Source organism: Paraburkholderia sediminicola, from assembly GCF_046030555.1.
Classification (GTDB): domain Bacteria; phylum Pseudomonadota; class Gammaproteobacteria; order Burkholderiales; family Burkholderiaceae; genus Paraburkholderia; species Paraburkholderia sediminicola_E.
The window spans coordinates 348,013-364,247 of record NZ_JAQQCH010000001.1 but is presented as its reverse complement, the minus strand read 5'-3'; the positions used below and the strand labels follow the sequence as shown (position 1 = coordinate 364,247).

Below are 16,235 nucleotides of genomic sequence, written 5' to 3'. Positions count from 1 at the left end.
ATCATGACGGCCTTGTTCACTACGAGAAACCCTCACCGGAACCCTCTACCGGAAAGCGTATGAAAATCACCATTATCGGCACGGGTTATGTTGGCCTCGTCACCGGCGCGTGCCTCGCCGAAATCGGCCACGACGTCTTCTGTCTCGACGTCGATCCGCGCAAGATCGAAATCCTCAACAACGGCGGCGTGCCGATCCACGAGCCGGGCTTGCTGGAAATCATCGCCCGCACGCGCAAGGCGCGCCGCATCACGTTTTCGACGGATATCGAAGCGAGCGTGGCGCACGGCGAGGTGCAGTTCATCGCCGTCGGTACGCCGCCAGATGAAGACGGCTCGGCCGATCTGCAATATGTGCTCGAGGCGGCGCGCAACATCGGCCGCACGATGAATGGCTTCAAGGTGATCGTCGACAAATCGACGGTGCCGGTCGGCACCGCGCAACGCGTGCGCGCCGTGGTCGAAGAGGAGCTGGCCAAGCGCGGGCTCGCCAATAGTGAGCAGCACCGTTTCTCGGTGGTGTCCAACCCGGAGTTTCTGAAGGAAGGCGCGGCGGTCGACGACTTTATGCGCCCCGACCGCATCGTGCTCGGCAGCGACGAAGACGAAGCCGGCATGCGCGCGCGCGAACTGATGAAGCGTCTGTACGCGCCGTTCAACCGCAATCACGACCGCACGCTATACATGGACGTGCGCTCGGCTGAATTCACAAAATACGCAGCCAATGCGATGCTCGCCACGCGCATCTCGTTCATGAACGAGATGTCGAATCTGGCGGATCGGGTCGGCGCGGATATCGAAGCGGTGCGCCGCGGTATCGGCTCGGACCCACGCATCGGCTATCACTTCCTGTATGCCGGTTGCGGCTACGGCGGCTCGTGCTTCCCGAAGGACGTGCAGGCGCTGATCCGCACCGCCAGCGAAAGCGGCCACAATCTGCGCATTCTCGAAGCGGTCGAGGAAGTGAATGACAAGCAGAAAGACGTGCTGGTGCAAAAAATCACGGGCAAGCTCGGTGAAGACCTGAGCGGCCGCACGTTCGCCGTGTGGGGCCTCGCGTTCAAGCCGAATACCGACGACATGCGCGAGGCGCCGAGCCGTCGCGTGATCGCTGAATTGCTGGCGCGTGGCGCTCAGGTTCGTGCGTACGATCCGGTCGCGGTGGCCGAAGCGCGCCGCGTGTTCGCCATGGATCTGCACGATGCGCCGGAGCAGCAGGCGCGTCTCACGTTCACGAGCACCCAGGACGAAACGCTTACCGGCGCCGACGCGCTGGTGGTCGTTACCGAATGGAAGGAATTCAAGAGCCCGGATTTCGTGCACCTGAAATCAGTGCTGAAATCACCGCTGATTTTCGACGGCCGTAATCTGTACGAGCCGGACGCGATGACCGAGCTCGGCATCGACTATCACTCGATCGGACGACCTTATGCCCAGTCCTCTGAATTTCAGGCCGGTGGCTCCCGCAATGCCTGACGCTGCTCAGTCCACGCCCGTGGCGGCCCTTACCGTGGTGCCGCGCGAACGCCTCGGCGCGGCGCGCGTGCTGGTGGTCGGCGACGTGATGCTCGATCGCTACTGGTTCGGTGACGTGAACCGGATTTCGCCGGAAGCGCCGGTGCCGGTCGTGCATGTGCAGCGACAGGAAGACCGTCTCGGCGGCGCCGCGAACGTCGCGCGCAATGCGGTTGCGCTCGGCGCGCAAGCGGGGTTGTTGTGCGTGGTCGGTCATGACGAGCCTGGCGAGCGCATCGTGCAACTGCTCGGCGAAAGCGGTGTGGTGCCGCATCTGGAACGCGATCCGGATTTGCTTACCACCATCAAACTACGCGTGCTGTCGCGTCAGCAGCAGTTGCTGCGCGTCGATTTCGAAAACTCGCCGGCCCACGAAGTGCTACTCGCGGGTCTCGCGCGTTTCGACGACCTGTTGCCGTCGCACGACGTGATCCTGATGTCGGATTACGCGAAGGGTGGTCTCACGCACGTCACGCAGATGATCGCAAAGGCGCATGCGGCGGGCAAACCGGTGCTGGTCGATCCGAAGGGCGACGACTGGGAGCGCTATCGCGGCGCCACGCTGATCACGCCGAATCGCGCGGAGTTGCGCGAGGTGGTCGGTCAGTGGAAATCCGAAGAAGATCTGATCGCGCGCGTGACCAAACTTCGCGCCGATCTCGAGTTCAAGGCGTTGCTGCTGACGCGTTCGGAAGAGGGCATGACGCTCTTCTCCGACGACGGCATCCTGTACGCTTCGGCCGTTGCGCGTGAAGTGTATGATGTGTCGGGCGCAGGCGACACCGTGATCGCCACGCTCGCCGCCATGCTCGGCGCGGGTCTTACGCTGGTCGAGGCGGTCGGGCTCGCGAATCGCGCGGCCGGCATCGTGGTCGGCAAGCTCGGCACTGCCACCGTCAACTACGACGAACTCTTTCATTGATGCGGGCTGCCGGACCTCCTGTTTTGCGCCCTTCGGCGGCGCGAGGCAGCGGAAACCGCCGGGAAACGCAGCGCATCAACTGAACTCATTACCGCAGGATCATCATGACCCTCATCGTGACCGGCGCGGCCGGTTTTATCGGCAGCAATCTCGTGAAGGCGCTCAACGAGCGCGGTGAACAACGTATCATCGCGGTCGACAATCTCACGCGCGCGGACAAGTTCAAGAATCTCGTCGACTGCGAGATCGACGACTATCTCGACAAGACCGAATTTGTCGAGCGCTTCAAGCGCGGTGACTTCGGCAAAGTACGTGCGATTTTCCACGAAGGCGCCTGTTCGGACACGATGGAAACCGACGGCCGCTACATGATGGAGAACAACTTCCGTTATAGCCGCGACGTGCTCGATGTCTGCCTCGCGCAGAACATCCAGTTTCTGTACGCATCTTCGGCGGCAACCTATGGTGGCTCGAGCCGCTTCGTGGAAGAGCGTGAGGTTGAGCAGCCGCTGAACGTGTACGGCTATTCGAAATTCCTGTTCGACCAGGTGGTTCGCCGCGTGCTGCCCACCGCGAAAAGCCAGATTGCCGGTTTCCGTTATTTCAACGTATATGGGCCGCGCGAGACGCACAAGGCGCGCATGGCGTCGGTGGCGTTTCACAACTTCAACCAGTTCCGGGCAGAAGGCAAGGTCAAGCTGTTCGGCGAATACAACGGCTATGCAGCCGGCGAGCAGACGCGCGATTTCGTTTCGGTCGAAGACGTGACGAAGGTCAATCTGCACTTCTTCGATCATCCCGAGAAATCGGGCATCTTCAATCTCGGCAGCGGCCGTGCACAGCCGTTCAACGACATTGCGACCACCGTGGTCAACACGTTGCGCGCGCTGAACAATGAACCACCGCTTTCGCTTGCCGAGCAGGTGCAGCGCGGGCTGATTGAATACATTCCGTTCCCTGACGCGTTGCGTGGCAAGTACCAGTGCTTCACGCAAGCGGATCAGTCGAAGCTGCGTGCTGCCGGCTACGACGCGCCGTTCCTGAGCGTTCAGGAAGGTGTCGATCGCTACGTACGTTGGCTATTCGGCCAGGTGTAAATCTTTCGGATACCTCTTTAAACTGGAATCTCCCGGTTGGTGATGGTCGCCAACCGGTTGTACGAGGGAGATTCCATATGTTTCGAAAAATTCTGGTTACCGCGGCTATGCTCGCCGCTTTCGGTCACGCGTATGCGGCGGTCGACGTCAACACGGCTAACGAAGATGCGCTGCGTGGCATCAAGGGCATCGGTCCTGCCAAAGCGAAAGCCATTCTCGAAGAGCGTACAGCGCATGGTCCGTTCAAGGACCCGTCCGATCTCGGCAAGCGCGTCAAAGGCATGGGCGGGCATACCGTCGAGCGCCTGCAGGCGGAGGGTCTCGCTGTCGGTCCGGCTGGCGCGGCTGCTAACACGCAGACTGCGGCGTCTGCACAGAGCAAGGGCGCGCCCGCTGCGGGCAATGGCACCAATGCGGCCAACTCATCCAGTGCTGCAGCGACCCAAAAGAGCAACGCCACAGTGGCGGTGAAGAAATAGCCTGACGCGGGCCGTGCGCGCGAGGCGGGTCACCTCTGCGCGTCCGGTCCGTTGCCGTTTCCCCTTCATGGTCGGAGTGGGTAAGAACACTCCTTCAGCTGTCATGCAGATGACTGGCTCCCGCGGTTCTCGGCCGCGGGCTTTTTGCGTTGAGTCGCGGTAATGCGTGCCTGCATCCATGCGGGCAGAAGGGCCGCACGGCAGCCGCGCGCACGGTGGTTTAGAATCGACGGATTAAAGACTCCGCGCATCGACAGCTCCAGAACCGATATGGCTTACAAAACGATTGAAGACACGATCGGCAATACGCCGCTCGTGCAACTTGTGCGGCTCCCTGATGACGAGATCCGCAGTCGCAATAACGTGATCCTTGCGAAGCTCGAGGGCAACAATCCTGCGGGTTCGGTGAAGGACCGCCCGGCGCTGTCGATGATCAAGAAAGCGGAAGCGCGCGGGCGCATCAAGCCGGGCGATACGCTGATCGAATCGACCAGCGGCAACACCGGCATCGCGTTGGCGATGGCGGCGGCGATCCGCGGCTACAAGATGGTGCTGATCATGCCGGAGGATCTGTCGGTGGAACGTCGTCAGAGCATGGCAGCCTATGGCGCGCAGATCGTGCTGACACCGGTGACGGGCGGCATGGAATACGCGCGCGATCTGGCCGAACAGATGCAGCGCGAAGGCAAGGGCATCATCCTCGACCAGTTTGCGAATCCGGACAATCCGGCCGCGCACGTCGAGACGACTGGCCCGGAAATCTGGCGCGATACCGAAGGGCGCATCACGCACTTCGTCTCGTCAATGGGCACGACCGGCACAATCATGGGCGTGTCCGCCTATCTGAAGGAGCAGAATCAGGCGATCGAGATCATCGGCGCGCAGCCGGAAGAAGGTTCGCGCATTCCCGGCATCCGCAAATGGCCGGAAGCTTATCTGCCGAAGATTTTCGATCGCAGCCGCGTGGACCGTGTCGAGAACGTGAGCCAGGCCGCAGCCGAAGCCATGGCGCGGCGCATGGCCTCGGTTGAAGGGATCTTCGCCGGCATCTCGTCGGGCGGGGCCTGTGAAGTGGCGCTGCGCGTCGCGCGCCAGGTCGAGAATGCGACGATTGTGTTTATCGTCTGCGATCGGGGTGACCGGTATCTGTCTACGGGTGTGTTCCCGGCTTGATTGCGCCGCGGCGTATTGAGCGGCGCTCGATCTGAGTTAGCCAATAAAAAAGCGCCGGTTTAGCCGGCGCTTTTTTTGTGTCGCGTGCTACCCGTTCGTGACGCGGCGAGTGCCTGACAGCCGCCGCTTAGCCTATTGCGAGGCAGCGCTCGGCGCCGCCGGATTGCTGCTGGCATTCGCCGCGTCGCTTGCTTCCATCTGCGCTTTGACCCGCTGGCCCAATTGATAAACCGCGAGTGCGTAGAAGAAACTGCGGTTATAGCGCGTCAGCACGTAGAAGTTCTTCAAGCCGAGCATGTACTCGGTACCACGCCCCGGCGACGGCAGATCGACCACGGTCACCGGCGTGCCGGCTTCCGAAGCGATATCGATTCCCGGCTCGTTCAGCAGCAGTCCGGCACGGAGCAATTGGTCCAGCGGCCAATGCGGCTCCGGCTTCCCGTCGGCGGCCGCTTGCGCTACGCCCAGGCTGCCAGCGTCCGTGCCGATCTTCCACACCACCGGCCGGCCATTTTCCCAGCCGTTCTGGCGCAGATAATTCGCCACGCTGCCGATTGCATCCGCCTGACTCGTGCGCAGATCGATCTGCTTGTTGCCGTCATAGCTCACCGCGTATTGCACGATGCTGCTCGGCAGGAACTGCGGAATCCCGATCGCACCGGTGTAGGAGCCCAGCACGGTGGTCGGATCGATTTGCGAATCGCGCGTCCACACCAGGTAGTCTTCGAGATTCTTGCGGAAGGTCGCCTGGCGATCCCCGCGATTGGCGGTATTCGGATAGTCGAAACTGAGCGTGGTCAGCGCGTCAAGTACGCGGAAGTTGCCCATGAAGCGCCCGTAAATCGTCTCCACGCCAATGATGCCGACGATCACTTCCGGCGGCACGCCGAACTCTTCGTAGGCGCGTTGCAGCGTGTCCTGGTTGGCGCGCCAGAAGCGCACACCGGCGTTGATGCGCACCTGGTCGAGAAAGCGCGACTGATACACGCGCCAGTTCTTGATCGACGGCGAGGGCGACGGCGTGACGAGCTTGACCGCCGTGGCCGAATAGCTCACGCGTGCGAACAGGGCGTGCAGTGCGGCTTCGTCGAAGTCGTAGCGCGCCGACATGTCGTTGATGAACGCGTCGACATTCGGGTTATTCGCGTAGCGTTGCGGAATGATCTCTTCTTCGAAGGTTTGCCCTTGCGGCACCGCCGCTTGCGGTTGGCTTTGCGCGAGCAGCAGCGGTGGCTGCTTCCCGGCGCTTTGCGCCATCGCCGGGCGGGTTGCCATGAACATGCACGATGCGACGGACAGTGCGGTGGCCACGGTCTTCATGCGTAGCCGGTTTCGTGCAGACAGAGCAAGCTTGACGGTCATAGTGAGCTAGGGGCGCAGTGCGAAAGAGACAGGGGGAAAACCGATCGGGGCAGTATACCCGACGCTTTCTGCAAAACTGTGCCTGCGACGTCACAGCCGCATCGTGTGGTAACTTGGCAAATGTTGGCGCGCCCAGTGCGCGCGCCCCTGGACGGAGACACGCCGCGCGCGCTTTGAAAGCGCCGCGCCGCAGACGAGAATCATGGCAACAGGCTTTTATTCCCACGCTGATTGTTTGCTGCACGATATGGGGCAGTGGCATCCCGAATGCCCGGCGCGCCTGCAGGCAATCGAAGATCAATTGATCGCGAGCCGCATCGACTCGCTGATCGAGCGCGAGTCGCCGCCGCTCGCCGATGACGCCGCGCTATTGCGCGTGCATACGCAAGCCCACGTCGATTACATCCGCAGCCGTTCGCCCGCGCAGGGCCTCGCCGAAATTGACCCCGACACGTCGATGAACCCGCATACCTTGCAGGCCGCGTTGCGCGCGGCCGGCGCCGCGGTGGCCGCGACCGACGCCGTGATCGAGGGCCGCTACGACAACGCGTTCTGCAGCGTGCGCCCGCCAGGCCACCACGCGGAGCCGGCGCGTGCGATGGGCTTCTGCTTCTTCAATAACGTCGCGATCGCCGCGCGCCATGCGCTCGACGCGCACGGCATGCAGCGCGTGGCGATCATCGACTTCGACGTTCATCACGGCAACGGCACGGAAGCGGCTTTTTCGGGCGATTCGCGTGTGCTGATGTGCAGCATCTTCCAGCACCCGTTCTATCCGTTTACCGGCGCCGACAACCAGGCGCCCAACATGTGCAATGTGCCAATGCCGGCACGCTCGAAAGGCATGGCGGTGCGCGAGGTGGTCGATATGCTGTGGCTGCCGCGATTGCATGAATTCAAGCCGGAGATGATCTTCATCTCGGCCGGCTTCGACGCGCATCGCGAGGACGATCTCGGCAACATGGGTCTCGTCGAAGATGACTACGCATGGATCACCGACCAGGTAGGCGAGATTGCGACGCGTTATGCGCGCGGGCGGATCGTCAGCTGTCTCGAAGGCGGGTACAACCTGTCGGCGCTTGGGCGCAGCGTGGTCGCGCATGTGCGCGCGCTGGCCGGGATCTGAGCTGCCACGCCGCAAGAATTGCGCGGACGTCGCATGCGCGAACGCTGCGAACCGCATGAAATCTACGAGGACCGAGCCATGAATGCCGATGTGCGCAGCGCTTCACTGGTCGAGATCGAACACGACGCCTATGACGTGCCCGGCGTCGTCCGATTGACGATGAATCGACCCGATGCCTTCAACGCGCTCTCCGAAGCCCTGCTCGACGAGTTGCAGTCGGCGCTGACGACGCTGGCGGCGTCCGATGCGCGGGTGGTGGTCATCGCGGGCGCCGGCCGCGCGTTCTGTGCGGGGCACGATCTGAAGGAAATGCGCGCGGCGCCGTCGCTGGCTTACTACCAGGCGTTGTTCGCGCGCTGCACGAAACTGATGTTGACGATCCAGCGTTTGCCGCAGCCGGTGATCGCGCGCGTGCAAGGCATCGCCACGGCGGCCGGCTGTCAGCTGGTCGCGATGTGCGATCTGGCGGTCGCTGCCGACACCGCGCGTTTTGCCGTTTCGGGCGTCAACCTGGGCCTCTTCTGCGCGACGCCTGCGGTGCCGCTGTCGCGCAATCTATCGCGTAAGGCTGCGCTCGAAATGCTGCTGACCGGCGATTTTATCGACGCCGTGCAAGCGCGGCAGCAAGGCCTCGTGAATCGCATCGCTCCGGCAGACGCGCTTGACGCAGAGGTCGCGCGGCTCGCGAAAAGCATCTGTGCGAAGCCCGTCGAAGCGGTGAGCGCCGGCAAAGGTCTTTTCTATCGTCAGCTCGAAATGGGCATCGAAGCGGCGTATCAGCTCGCCGGCCAGACCATGGCCTGCAACATGATGGACGACTCCGCGCTCGAAGGCGTGCAGGCCTTCATCGACAAACGCCCGCCCGACTGGAAGCACTAGCCGGACTGAACCGTTCTTGTCGGGGCCTACTCCCGCACCGACTTGTCCGGACGCCTGAACTTCTGAATGCCCTCCGATGCTGAACCGTGGGGCGTCCGCGCATCAACTCACTCAACTCCGTGCATTCAACTCCGTGCTTATGTCGAAACGCTGTCCGGCGCTCAGGCTTTGGGCAAGTGCGCCTCGATCCATTCAATCAGCGCGGCGATCACCCGATCGCGGTCGAGGTCGTTCATCGTCTCGTGATAACTGTCTTCGTGCATTGTGAGCGTCTTGTCCGGCGAGCCCGCGTGTGCGCCGAAATCGCGGCTGCCATTGGGTTCGGTGAGCTTGTCGGCCGTGCCGTGATACACCAGCAGCGGCACACGTAAAGCCGCACGACCGCGTTCGATGCGCGCCATCGCCAGCAACAACTCCGCGCCCGTCCGCGCCGGAATCGCGCCGTGATGAACCAGCGGATCGTTGCGATTGGCGTTCACCACGGGCTGAAGCCGCGACAGCAAGGCTGCGTCGATCTTCATCGCCGGAAAGGTCGGCCAGATACGGCTGATCACCTGACTCACCTTGAGCATCCAGCGCGGCACATCGCGGCCCGGCGCAAGCGCAGGGCTCGACAGGATCAGGCCGCTCAGCCGGCGACCGCTTGCCTCCAGCCGCTCGATTGCGTAGAGCGCCGCGACCGCGCCGCCCATGCTGTGGCCCATCAGAAATAACGGTGCGCAGCTGGTTGCCGCTTCATCGAGCAAGGCTTGGGCGTCGAGCAAATAGTCGTCGAAGCGGTTCACCCACACGCGTTTGCCGGGCGCATGCCCGTGTCCGCGCAAATCGATGGCGATGAGTTCAAAGCCGGCCGGGTTCAGCCGATCCGCCAGCGCCGCGTAACGCCCGGCGTGCTCCGCGAGCCCGTGCACCAGCGCGACCGTACCGCGCAATGGTGCCGTGGCGGGCCAGCGATACAACGGCAGTTCGATGCCGTCGCTTGTCGTAACCGTCGAGCGCCACGCGGCGCCGCCTTTTGGCGCACCCGCAGCGGGGCGCACATTGCCGGGTCGAATTGTTTCCATAGCGGCCATTTATCCTGAGCGTGTCCTGATTCTGGTTCGCCCGATCATAGTCGCAGCAGGCGCGCAGGCGTGAGCCTCTCGTGCCGGGCGCACCTCTAATGCCTTATGGTTATGAAAAGATCGTAATTGATTATTAAAGCGAATGACGACGCTGCGGTAGAATTGCGGGCTCAAATCCCAATAAAAGTAACGGCGGCCGCTTGTCGGGAGCGCACAGCGCTCGTTGGCAAACTCCGCCGTTTCGTTTTTCCATGATCGAAATAAGCAATATCTCCCAGCGCTTTGCAGGACCCCGGGGCTGGGTCGAGGCGCTGCACAACGTCAATCTGTCGATCCCGGCAGGTGAGGTGTTCGGCATCATCGGCCGAAGCGGCGCGGGCAAGAGTACGCTCGTGCGCACCATCAACCTGCTGACGCGCCCAAGCGAAGGCAACATCGTCGTCAACGGCCGCGATCTGACGACGCTGCCCGCCGCGCAATTGCGCGAGGCGCGTCGCGAAATCGGCATGATTTTCCAGCACTTCAACCTGCTGTCGTCGCGCACCGTGTACGAGAACGTGGCGTTGCCGCTCGAACTCGCCGGCATGAAGCGCGATGAGATCGAGGCGAACGTGCTGCCGCTACTCGAACTGGTCGGGCTGTCGGCGCAGAAGGACCGTTATCCGGCGCAGATCAGCGGTGGGCAGAAGCAACGCGTTGGCATCGCGCGTGCGCTGGCGAGCAAGCCGAAGGTGCTGCTCTCCGACGAAGCGACTTCTGCGCTCGATCCCGAAACTACGCGCTCGATTCTCGACCTCCTCAAGCGCATCAATCGAGAACTGAACCTGACGATCGTGCTGATCACGCACCAGATGGACGTGATCAAGCAGGTCTGCGACCGCGTCGCGGTGCTGGATGCGGGCCGTGTGGTCGAAGAGGGCAAGGTCATCGATGTGTTCCTGCAGCCGCATCATGAAGTGACGCGTGCGCTGATCGGCGACGTGATTGCTCAAGAACTGCCGCCCGCGATGAAGGCGCGGGTGGCCGAACGTCTGAAGACCGGCAGCGGGCACCTGCTGCGGCTCGCGTTCACCGGCTCGGGTGTCGATCAGCCGATCCTGTCGGAAACGATTCGCCGCTACGAACTCGACTTCAACATCCTGCACGGCCAGATCGACGAGATCCAGGGGCAGGCGTTCGGCTCGCTCGCGGTGCTCGCGGGCGGCGAACCGGCGAAGGTCGCACAGGCGCTGACGTATCTGCGCGAACAGGGTGTGGTGGTAGAGGAGCTGTCGTATGTTGAGTGAAATGTTCGATATGTTCGTCCAGTCTTTCTGGGAAACGCTCGTGATGGTGGGCATCTCCGGACTGGTCGGCGCTGCAGTTGGTCTGCCGCTCGGCGTGCTGCTGTATCTGACGGACCGTCAGGGCGTCTTGCAGAACATCGCCGTGAATCGCGTGATGGGCGTGATCGTCAACGCAGTGCGCTCGACGCCGTTCATCATTTTGCTGGTCGCGGTGATTCCGTTTACGCGCCTCGTGGTGGGTTCGTCGATTGGCACGGCTGCGGCCGTGGTGCCACTCACGATCGCCGCAGCGCCGTTTATCGCGCGCCTGGTTGAGACGGCTTTGCGTGAAGTCGATCGCGGTCTGATCGAAGCGGCGCAGGCGATGGGCGCGACCACCAGCCAGATCGTCTTCAAGGTGCTGTTGCCGGAGTCGCTGCCGGGCGTGGTCGCCGGGTTGACGATTACCTTCGTGTCGCTGGTCGGCTATTCGGCGATGGCCGGTGCCATCGGCGGCGGCGGGCTCGGGGATCTGGGCATTCGTTATGGGTATCAGCGTTTCCTGCCGGAAGTGATGGTGACGGTCGTGGTGATTCTGATCGTCTTCGTGCAACTGGTGCAGTCGTTCGGGGATTGGCTCGTGCGTCGTTTGAGCCATAAGTAAACAACAGAATAAATAGATTCGGAAAAGGTCATCATGCAACGTCGTTTCATTCTCAAGCTGGCCGCCACGCTCGGCGCCGCGTCGCTGTTCGCTGCCGCCACGGCGGCTCACGCTGAAGACACGATCAAGGTCGGCGTCACCGGCGGTCCGCACGCGCAGATCATGGAAGTCGTGAAGACGGTCGCGGCAAAGAACGGTCTGAACATCAAGATCGTCGAATTCTCCGACTACGTGCAGCCGAACGCGGCACTCGCCGGCGGCGACCTGGACGCGAACAGCTACCAGCATGATCCGTACTTGCAGGCGCAAGTGAAGGACCGCGGCTACAAACTGATCCGGATCGCCGATACCGTCACGTACCCGATGGGCATCTATTCGAAGAAAGTGAAGACGCTGGCTGAATTGCAGCCGGGCGCGAAGATCGCGGTACCGAACGATCCGACCAATGGCGGCCGGGCACTCCTGTTGCTGCAAAAGCAGGGTCTGCTGAAGCTGCGCGCGGACGCCGGCCTCAAGGCAACGCCGCTCGACATCGTCGACAACCCGAGGAAGCTGAAGATCGTCGAACTCGACGCGGCGCAAATTCCGCGCTCGCTGAATGACGTGGACGCCGCCGCGATCAATACGAACTTCGCGATGGAAGCCGGTCTGAAGCCGAAGCAGGACGCGATCGCCATCGAAGACCCGAAAGGTCCATACGTGAATATCATCGCAATTCGCGAAGCTGACAGGAACAAGCCGTGGGTCGCCAAGCTGGTCGCGGCTTATCATTCGCCAGAAGTGAAGCAGTTCGTCGAGGGCAAGTTCGGTGGGGCGGTGACCACCGCCTGGTGATTTGACGGCCGGTTTTTCGACCGGTTTTCCCGATTGTTGGCACCACAAGATACGACGGCAATGCAAATTAGAGTCGTAAGTCTTAACCCGGGGTTGTCGCCCGGGTTTTTTCGAGATTAAAATAGTACGATCGTTCGATATTGCCGTCACGCCGCTGAGGAGCGATATCCTCCTGCTAGAGCGCCCGCGACACGGCTGCTGCGACAGGGCAGTCGTTATAATGTTCGTTGGGTTGACGTATTCGTAACTTTGGAGCGTGTGCATGAAAATCCTGGTGCCAGTCAAGAGAGTGGTCGATTACAACGTGAAAGTTCGAGTCAAATCGGACGGCACGGGCGTCGACATCGCGAACGTGAAGATGTCGATGAATCCGTTCGACGAAATCGCAGTTGAAGAAGCCGTTCGTCTGCGTGAAGCGGGCGTGGCGACCGAAGTGATCGCCGTGTCGGCAGGCGTAACGCAAGCGCAGGAAACGCTGCGTACGGCGCTCGCGATCGGTGCGGACCGCGCGATCCTGATCGAGTCGAACGAAGAGCTGCAGCCTCTGGCGGTTGCCAAGCTGTTGAAGGCGCTGGTCGACAAGGAACAGCCTGGGCTGGTCATCCTGGGCAAGCAGGCCATCGACGACGATTCGAACCAGACCGGCCAGATGCTGGCTGCGCTGGCGAATCTGCCGCAAGCCACGTTCGCCTCGAAGGTGGTTGTGGCCGACGGTAAGGCTACGGTTTCGCGTGAAGTGGACGGTGGTGCTGAAACGCTGTCGCTGAGCTTGCCGGCTGTGATCACGACCGATCTGCGCCTGAACGAGCCGCGCTACGTGACGCTGCCGAACATCATGAAGGCGAAGAAGAAGCCGCTGGAAATCGTCAAGCCGGAAGACCTGGGTGTCGACGTGACGCCGCGCCTGAAGACGCTGAAGGTTGTCGAGCCGCCGAAGCGCTCTGCCGGTGTGAAGGTGCCGGATGTGAAGACGCTGGTCGAGAAGCTGAAGACCGAAGCCAAGGTGCTGTGAGGAGACGGACGAAATGACGAATCTGGTAATTGCAGAACACGATAACGCGTCGATCAAGGCCGCGACGCTGAATACGATTGCAGCGGCGCAGAAGATCGGTGGCGATATTCACGTGCTGGTGGCAGGTCACAACGCGCAAGCCGCGGCCGATGCCGCAGCGAAGATCGCGGGTGTTTCGAAGGTGTTGCTGGCCGACGCGCCGCAACTCGAAGCAGGCCTGGCCGAAAACGTCGAAGCGACGGTGCTGAACATCGCGAAGGACTATTCGCACATCCTCACGCCGGCGACCGCTTACGGCAAGAACATCGCGCCGCGTATCGCTGCGAAGCTCGACGTTGCACAGATCAGCGACATCACCGCTGTAGACAGCGCCGACACGTTCGAGCGTCCGATCTACGCAGGCAACGCTATTGCAACGGTTCAATCCCAAGATCCGATCAAGGTCATCACGGTCCGCACGACCGGCTTCGACCCGGTGGCGGCCGAAGGCGGCAGCGCAACGGTCGAGAAGATCGAAGCGGCAGCCGACAGCGGCCTGTTGCAGTTCGTCAGCCGTGAAGTGACGAAGCTGGACCGTCCGGAACTGACCTCGGCGAAGATCATCGTCTCGGGTGGGCGGGGTCTCGGCAACGGCGAGAACTACACGAAGGTTCTCGAGCCGCTGGCCGACAAGCTGAACGCAGCGCTCGGCGCATCGCGTGCAGCGGTCGATGCGGGCTTCGTGCCGAACGATTATCAGGTCGGCCAGACCGGCAAGATCGTCGCGCCGCAACTGTATGTGGCCGTCGGCATCTCGGGTGCGATCCAGCATCTGGCCGGCATGAAGGACTCGAAGGTCATCGTCGCGATCAACAAGGACCCGGAAGCGCCGATTTTCAGCGTCGCCGATTATGGTCTGGTGGGCGACCTGTTCACGCTCGTGCCGGAACTCGTTAGCGAGCTTGGCTAAGCGCCGCAGCGCCGGTTAAAAGGCGTCTGGCAGCACACGAAAGGGCGCGCGACCTATCAAGTCCGGCGCCCTTTTTATATCGAAAGACAGGAGGAGAACCAAAATGAGCTATACGGCGCCCATCAAGGACATGCTGTTCGTGATGAAAGAACTGGCCGGCCTCGAACACATCGCGACGCTGCCGGGCTTCGAAGACGCGAATCTCGAGACAGCACAGGCGGTGCTCGAAGAGTCGGCGAAACTGTGCGGCGAAGTGCTGGCGCCTTTGAATGTGGAAGGTGATCGCAATCCGAGTAGCTGGAAGGATGGCGTGGTCACCGCAACGCCCGGTTTCAAGGACGCATTTCGCCAGTTCGGCGAAGGCGGCTGGCAAGGCGTGCAACATCCGGTCGACTACGAAGGCCAAGGCCTGCCCAAGCTGATCGCCACAGCCTGTATCGAGATGCTGAACGCGTCGAACCTGTCGTTCGCGCTTTGCCCGCTTCTCACGGATGGCGCCATCGAGGCGTTGCTCACGGCGGGTAGCGAAGAGCAGAAGCAAACCTACGTGCCCAAGCTGATTTCCGGCGAGTGGACTGGCACGATGAACCTGACCGAGCCGCAGGCCGGCTCCGATCTCGCGCTGGTGCGCACGCGCGCCGTGCCGGAGGGCGATGGTTCGTTCAAGCTGTTCGGCACCAAGATTTTCATCACGTGGGGTGAGCACGACATGGCGAAAAACATCGCCCATCTCGTGCTGGCGCGCACGCCAGATGCACCTGAAGGCGTGAAGGGCATTTCGCTCTTCATCGTGCCGAAGTTTCTCGTCAACGAAGACGGCTCGCTCGGTGCACGTAACGACGTGCATTGCGTGTCGATCGAGCACAAGCTCGGCATCAAGGCGAGCCCAACCGCGGTGCTGCAATTCGGCGACCACGGCGGCGCGATCGGTCACCTGATCGGCGAAGAAAATCGCGGCCTCGAGTACATGTTCATCATGATGAACGCGGCGCGTTTCGCGGTGGGGATGCAGGGCGTCGGCGTGTCGGATCGCGCGTATCAGAAGGCTGTGGCGTATGCGAAGGATCGCGTGCAAAGCCGGCCTGTGGATGGTTCCGCGAAGCAGTCGGTGGCGATCATTCAGCATCCTGATGTGCGCCGCATGCTCGCGACGATGCGTGGCCTTACCGAAGCCTCGCGCGCATTGGCCTATGTCGCCGCGGCTCACTGCGATATCGCCCATCGTCATGCTGATGAAGCCAAACGCGCTGAGCATCAGGCGATCTACGAATACCTCGTGCCGATCGTGAAGGGCTGGAGCACGGAGCTGTCGATCGACGTGACGAGCCTCGGCGTGCAGGTGCACGGCGGTATGGGCTTCATCGAAGAAACCGGCGCCGCGCAGTATTACCGCGACGCGCGCATCCTGCCGATTTACGAAGGGACGACCGCGATCCAGGCCAACGACCTGATCGGCCGCAAGACCGTGCGTGATGGCGGCAAGGTGGCGAAGTCGCTACTCGCTGAAGTGACGGAAACGATCGACGCGCTCGGCGCGCAACAGGGCGCCGCGTTCGACTCGATGAAGAAGTATCTGGCGCAGGGTCATCGCTCGCTGAGTTCGGCGGTCGATTTCGTTGTCGCCAACACGAGGAGCGATCCGAACGCAGTGTTTGCGGGCAGCGTGCCGTATCTGAAGCTGGCCGGCATTGTCCTGGGTGGCTGGCAGATGGCGCGTGCGTTGCTCGTGGCGGCAGAAAAGCGCGACGAAGATCCGTCGTTCTACGGCGCGAAAATCGCGACGGCGCAGTTCTACGCGGAGCATGTGTTGCCGTTGGCGTCGGCGCTGGAAGCGTCGATCATTAGCGCGAAGGGTGGGGAGAGTGTGCTGGCGTTGTCGGACGATCAGTTCTGAT

At 62.1% G+C, this 16,235-nt stretch carries 15 protein-coding genes; 13 read left to right on the top strand and 2 right to left on the bottom strand.

What is annotated here, in order from left to right:
* Positions 1-59: 59 nt before the first annotated feature.
* The 5 genes from PQQ52_RS01710 to cysM all read left to right on the top strand — a co-directional run bounded on the left by PQQ52_RS01710 (position 60) and on the right by cysM (position 5,185).
* The gene (locus PQQ52_RS01710; RefSeq protein WP_408206256.1) at positions 60-1,475 is read left to right on the top strand and encodes a UDP-glucose dehydrogenase family protein; all 1,416 of its coding nucleotides are present in this window, start codon (positions 60-62) and stop codon (positions 1,473-1,475) included.
* Positions 1,429-2,436: a D-glycero-beta-D-manno-heptose-7-phosphate kinase gene (rfaE1, locus tag PQQ52_RS01705; protein WP_408206254.1), complete on the top strand. Its 1,008-nt coding sequence runs from the start codon at positions 1,429-1,431 to the stop codon at positions 2,434-2,436. The genes PQQ52_RS01710 and rfaE1 overlap by 47 nt, the downstream gene beginning before the upstream one ends.
* A gap of 104 nt (positions 2,437-2,540) precedes the next feature.
* The gene (gene rfaD, locus PQQ52_RS01700) at positions 2,541-3,533 is read left to right on the top strand and encodes an ADP-glyceromanno-heptose 6-epimerase (protein WP_408206252.1); all 993 of its coding nucleotides are present in this window, start codon (positions 2,541-2,543) and stop codon (positions 3,531-3,533) included.
* 77 nt (positions 3,534-3,610) lie between these two features.
* Complete coding sequence (locus PQQ52_RS01695) at positions 3,611-4,012, top strand: ComEA family DNA-binding protein (RefSeq protein WP_408206249.1); 402 nt, start codon at positions 3,611-3,613, stop codon at positions 4,010-4,012.
* A gap of 270 nt (positions 4,013-4,282) precedes the next feature.
* A complete protein-coding gene (cysM, locus tag PQQ52_RS01690; protein WP_408206248.1) occupies positions 4,283-5,185 on the top strand; it encodes a cysteine synthase CysM in 903 nt (300 codons plus the stop codon).
* A 132-nt stretch (positions 5,186-5,317) separates the two neighbouring features.
* Here the strand turns inward: cysM and mltB are convergent, their stop codons facing one another.
* Positions 5,318-6,466: a lytic murein transglycosylase B gene (gene mltB, locus PQQ52_RS01685; RefSeq protein ID WP_408206776.1), complete on the bottom strand. Its 1,149-nt coding sequence runs from the start codon at positions 6,464-6,466 to the stop codon at positions 5,318-5,320.
* A 283-nt stretch (positions 6,467-6,749) separates the two neighbouring features.
* On the opposite strand from mltB, the gene PQQ52_RS01680 reads away from it, so the two are divergent.
* Together PQQ52_RS01680 and PQQ52_RS01675 are read left to right on the top strand one after the other, a co-directional pair.
* Positions 6,750-7,673: a histone deacetylase family protein gene (locus tag PQQ52_RS01680; RefSeq protein WP_408206246.1), complete on the top strand. Its 924-nt coding sequence runs from the start codon at positions 6,750-6,752 to the stop codon at positions 7,671-7,673.
* A 78-nt stretch (positions 7,674-7,751) separates the two neighbouring features.
* On the top strand, positions 7,752-8,552 hold the full coding sequence (locus PQQ52_RS01675; RefSeq protein WP_408206244.1) for an enoyl-CoA hydratase: 801 nt from the start codon (positions 7,752-7,754) through the stop codon (positions 8,550-8,552).
* A 161-nt stretch (positions 8,553-8,713) separates the two neighbouring features.
* Here PQQ52_RS01675 and PQQ52_RS01670 read toward each other — a convergent pair whose 3' ends face one another.
* Positions 8,714-9,616, bottom strand: coding sequence for an alpha/beta hydrolase (locus tag PQQ52_RS01670; RefSeq protein ID WP_408206242.1), 903 nt, complete (start codon positions 9,614-9,616; stop codon positions 8,714-8,716).
* A 251-nt stretch (positions 9,617-9,867) separates the two neighbouring features.
* Between PQQ52_RS01670 and PQQ52_RS01665 the strand changes: the two genes are divergently transcribed.
* The 6 genes from PQQ52_RS01665 to PQQ52_RS01640 all read left to right on the top strand — a co-directional run bounded on the left by PQQ52_RS01665 (position 9,868) and on the right by PQQ52_RS01640 (position 16,234).
* Positions 9,868-10,902, top strand: coding sequence for a methionine ABC transporter ATP-binding protein (locus PQQ52_RS01665; protein WP_408206240.1), 1,035 nt, complete (start codon positions 9,868-9,870; stop codon positions 10,900-10,902).
* On the top strand, positions 10,892-11,545 hold the full coding sequence (locus PQQ52_RS01660) for a methionine ABC transporter permease (protein ID WP_054037200.1): 654 nt from the start codon (positions 10,892-10,894) through the stop codon (positions 11,543-11,545). The genes PQQ52_RS01665 and PQQ52_RS01660 overlap by 11 nt, the downstream gene beginning before the upstream one ends.
* 33 nt (positions 11,546-11,578) lie before the next feature.
* Positions 11,579-12,379: a MetQ/NlpA family ABC transporter substrate-binding protein gene (locus tag PQQ52_RS01655; RefSeq protein WP_408206238.1), complete on the top strand. Its 801-nt coding sequence runs from the start codon at positions 11,579-11,581 to the stop codon at positions 12,377-12,379.
* 262 nt (positions 12,380-12,641) lie between these two features.
* The gene (locus PQQ52_RS01650; RefSeq protein WP_408206236.1) at positions 12,642-13,391 is read left to right on the top strand and encodes an electron transfer flavoprotein subunit beta/FixA family protein; all 750 of its coding nucleotides are present in this window, start codon (positions 12,642-12,644) and stop codon (positions 13,389-13,391) included.
* 13 nt (positions 13,392-13,404) lie between these two features.
* The gene (locus PQQ52_RS01645) at positions 13,405-14,340 is read left to right on the top strand and encodes an electron transfer flavoprotein subunit alpha/FixB family protein (protein ID WP_408206234.1); all 936 of its coding nucleotides are present in this window, start codon (positions 13,405-13,407) and stop codon (positions 14,338-14,340) included.
* 103 nt (positions 14,341-14,443) lie between these two features.
* Entirely contained in the window at positions 14,444-16,234 is a 1,791-nt protein-coding gene (locus PQQ52_RS01640; RefSeq protein ID WP_408206232.1) for an acyl-CoA dehydrogenase, read from the top strand.
* The last annotated feature ends 1 nt before the right edge of the window (position 16,235 follow it).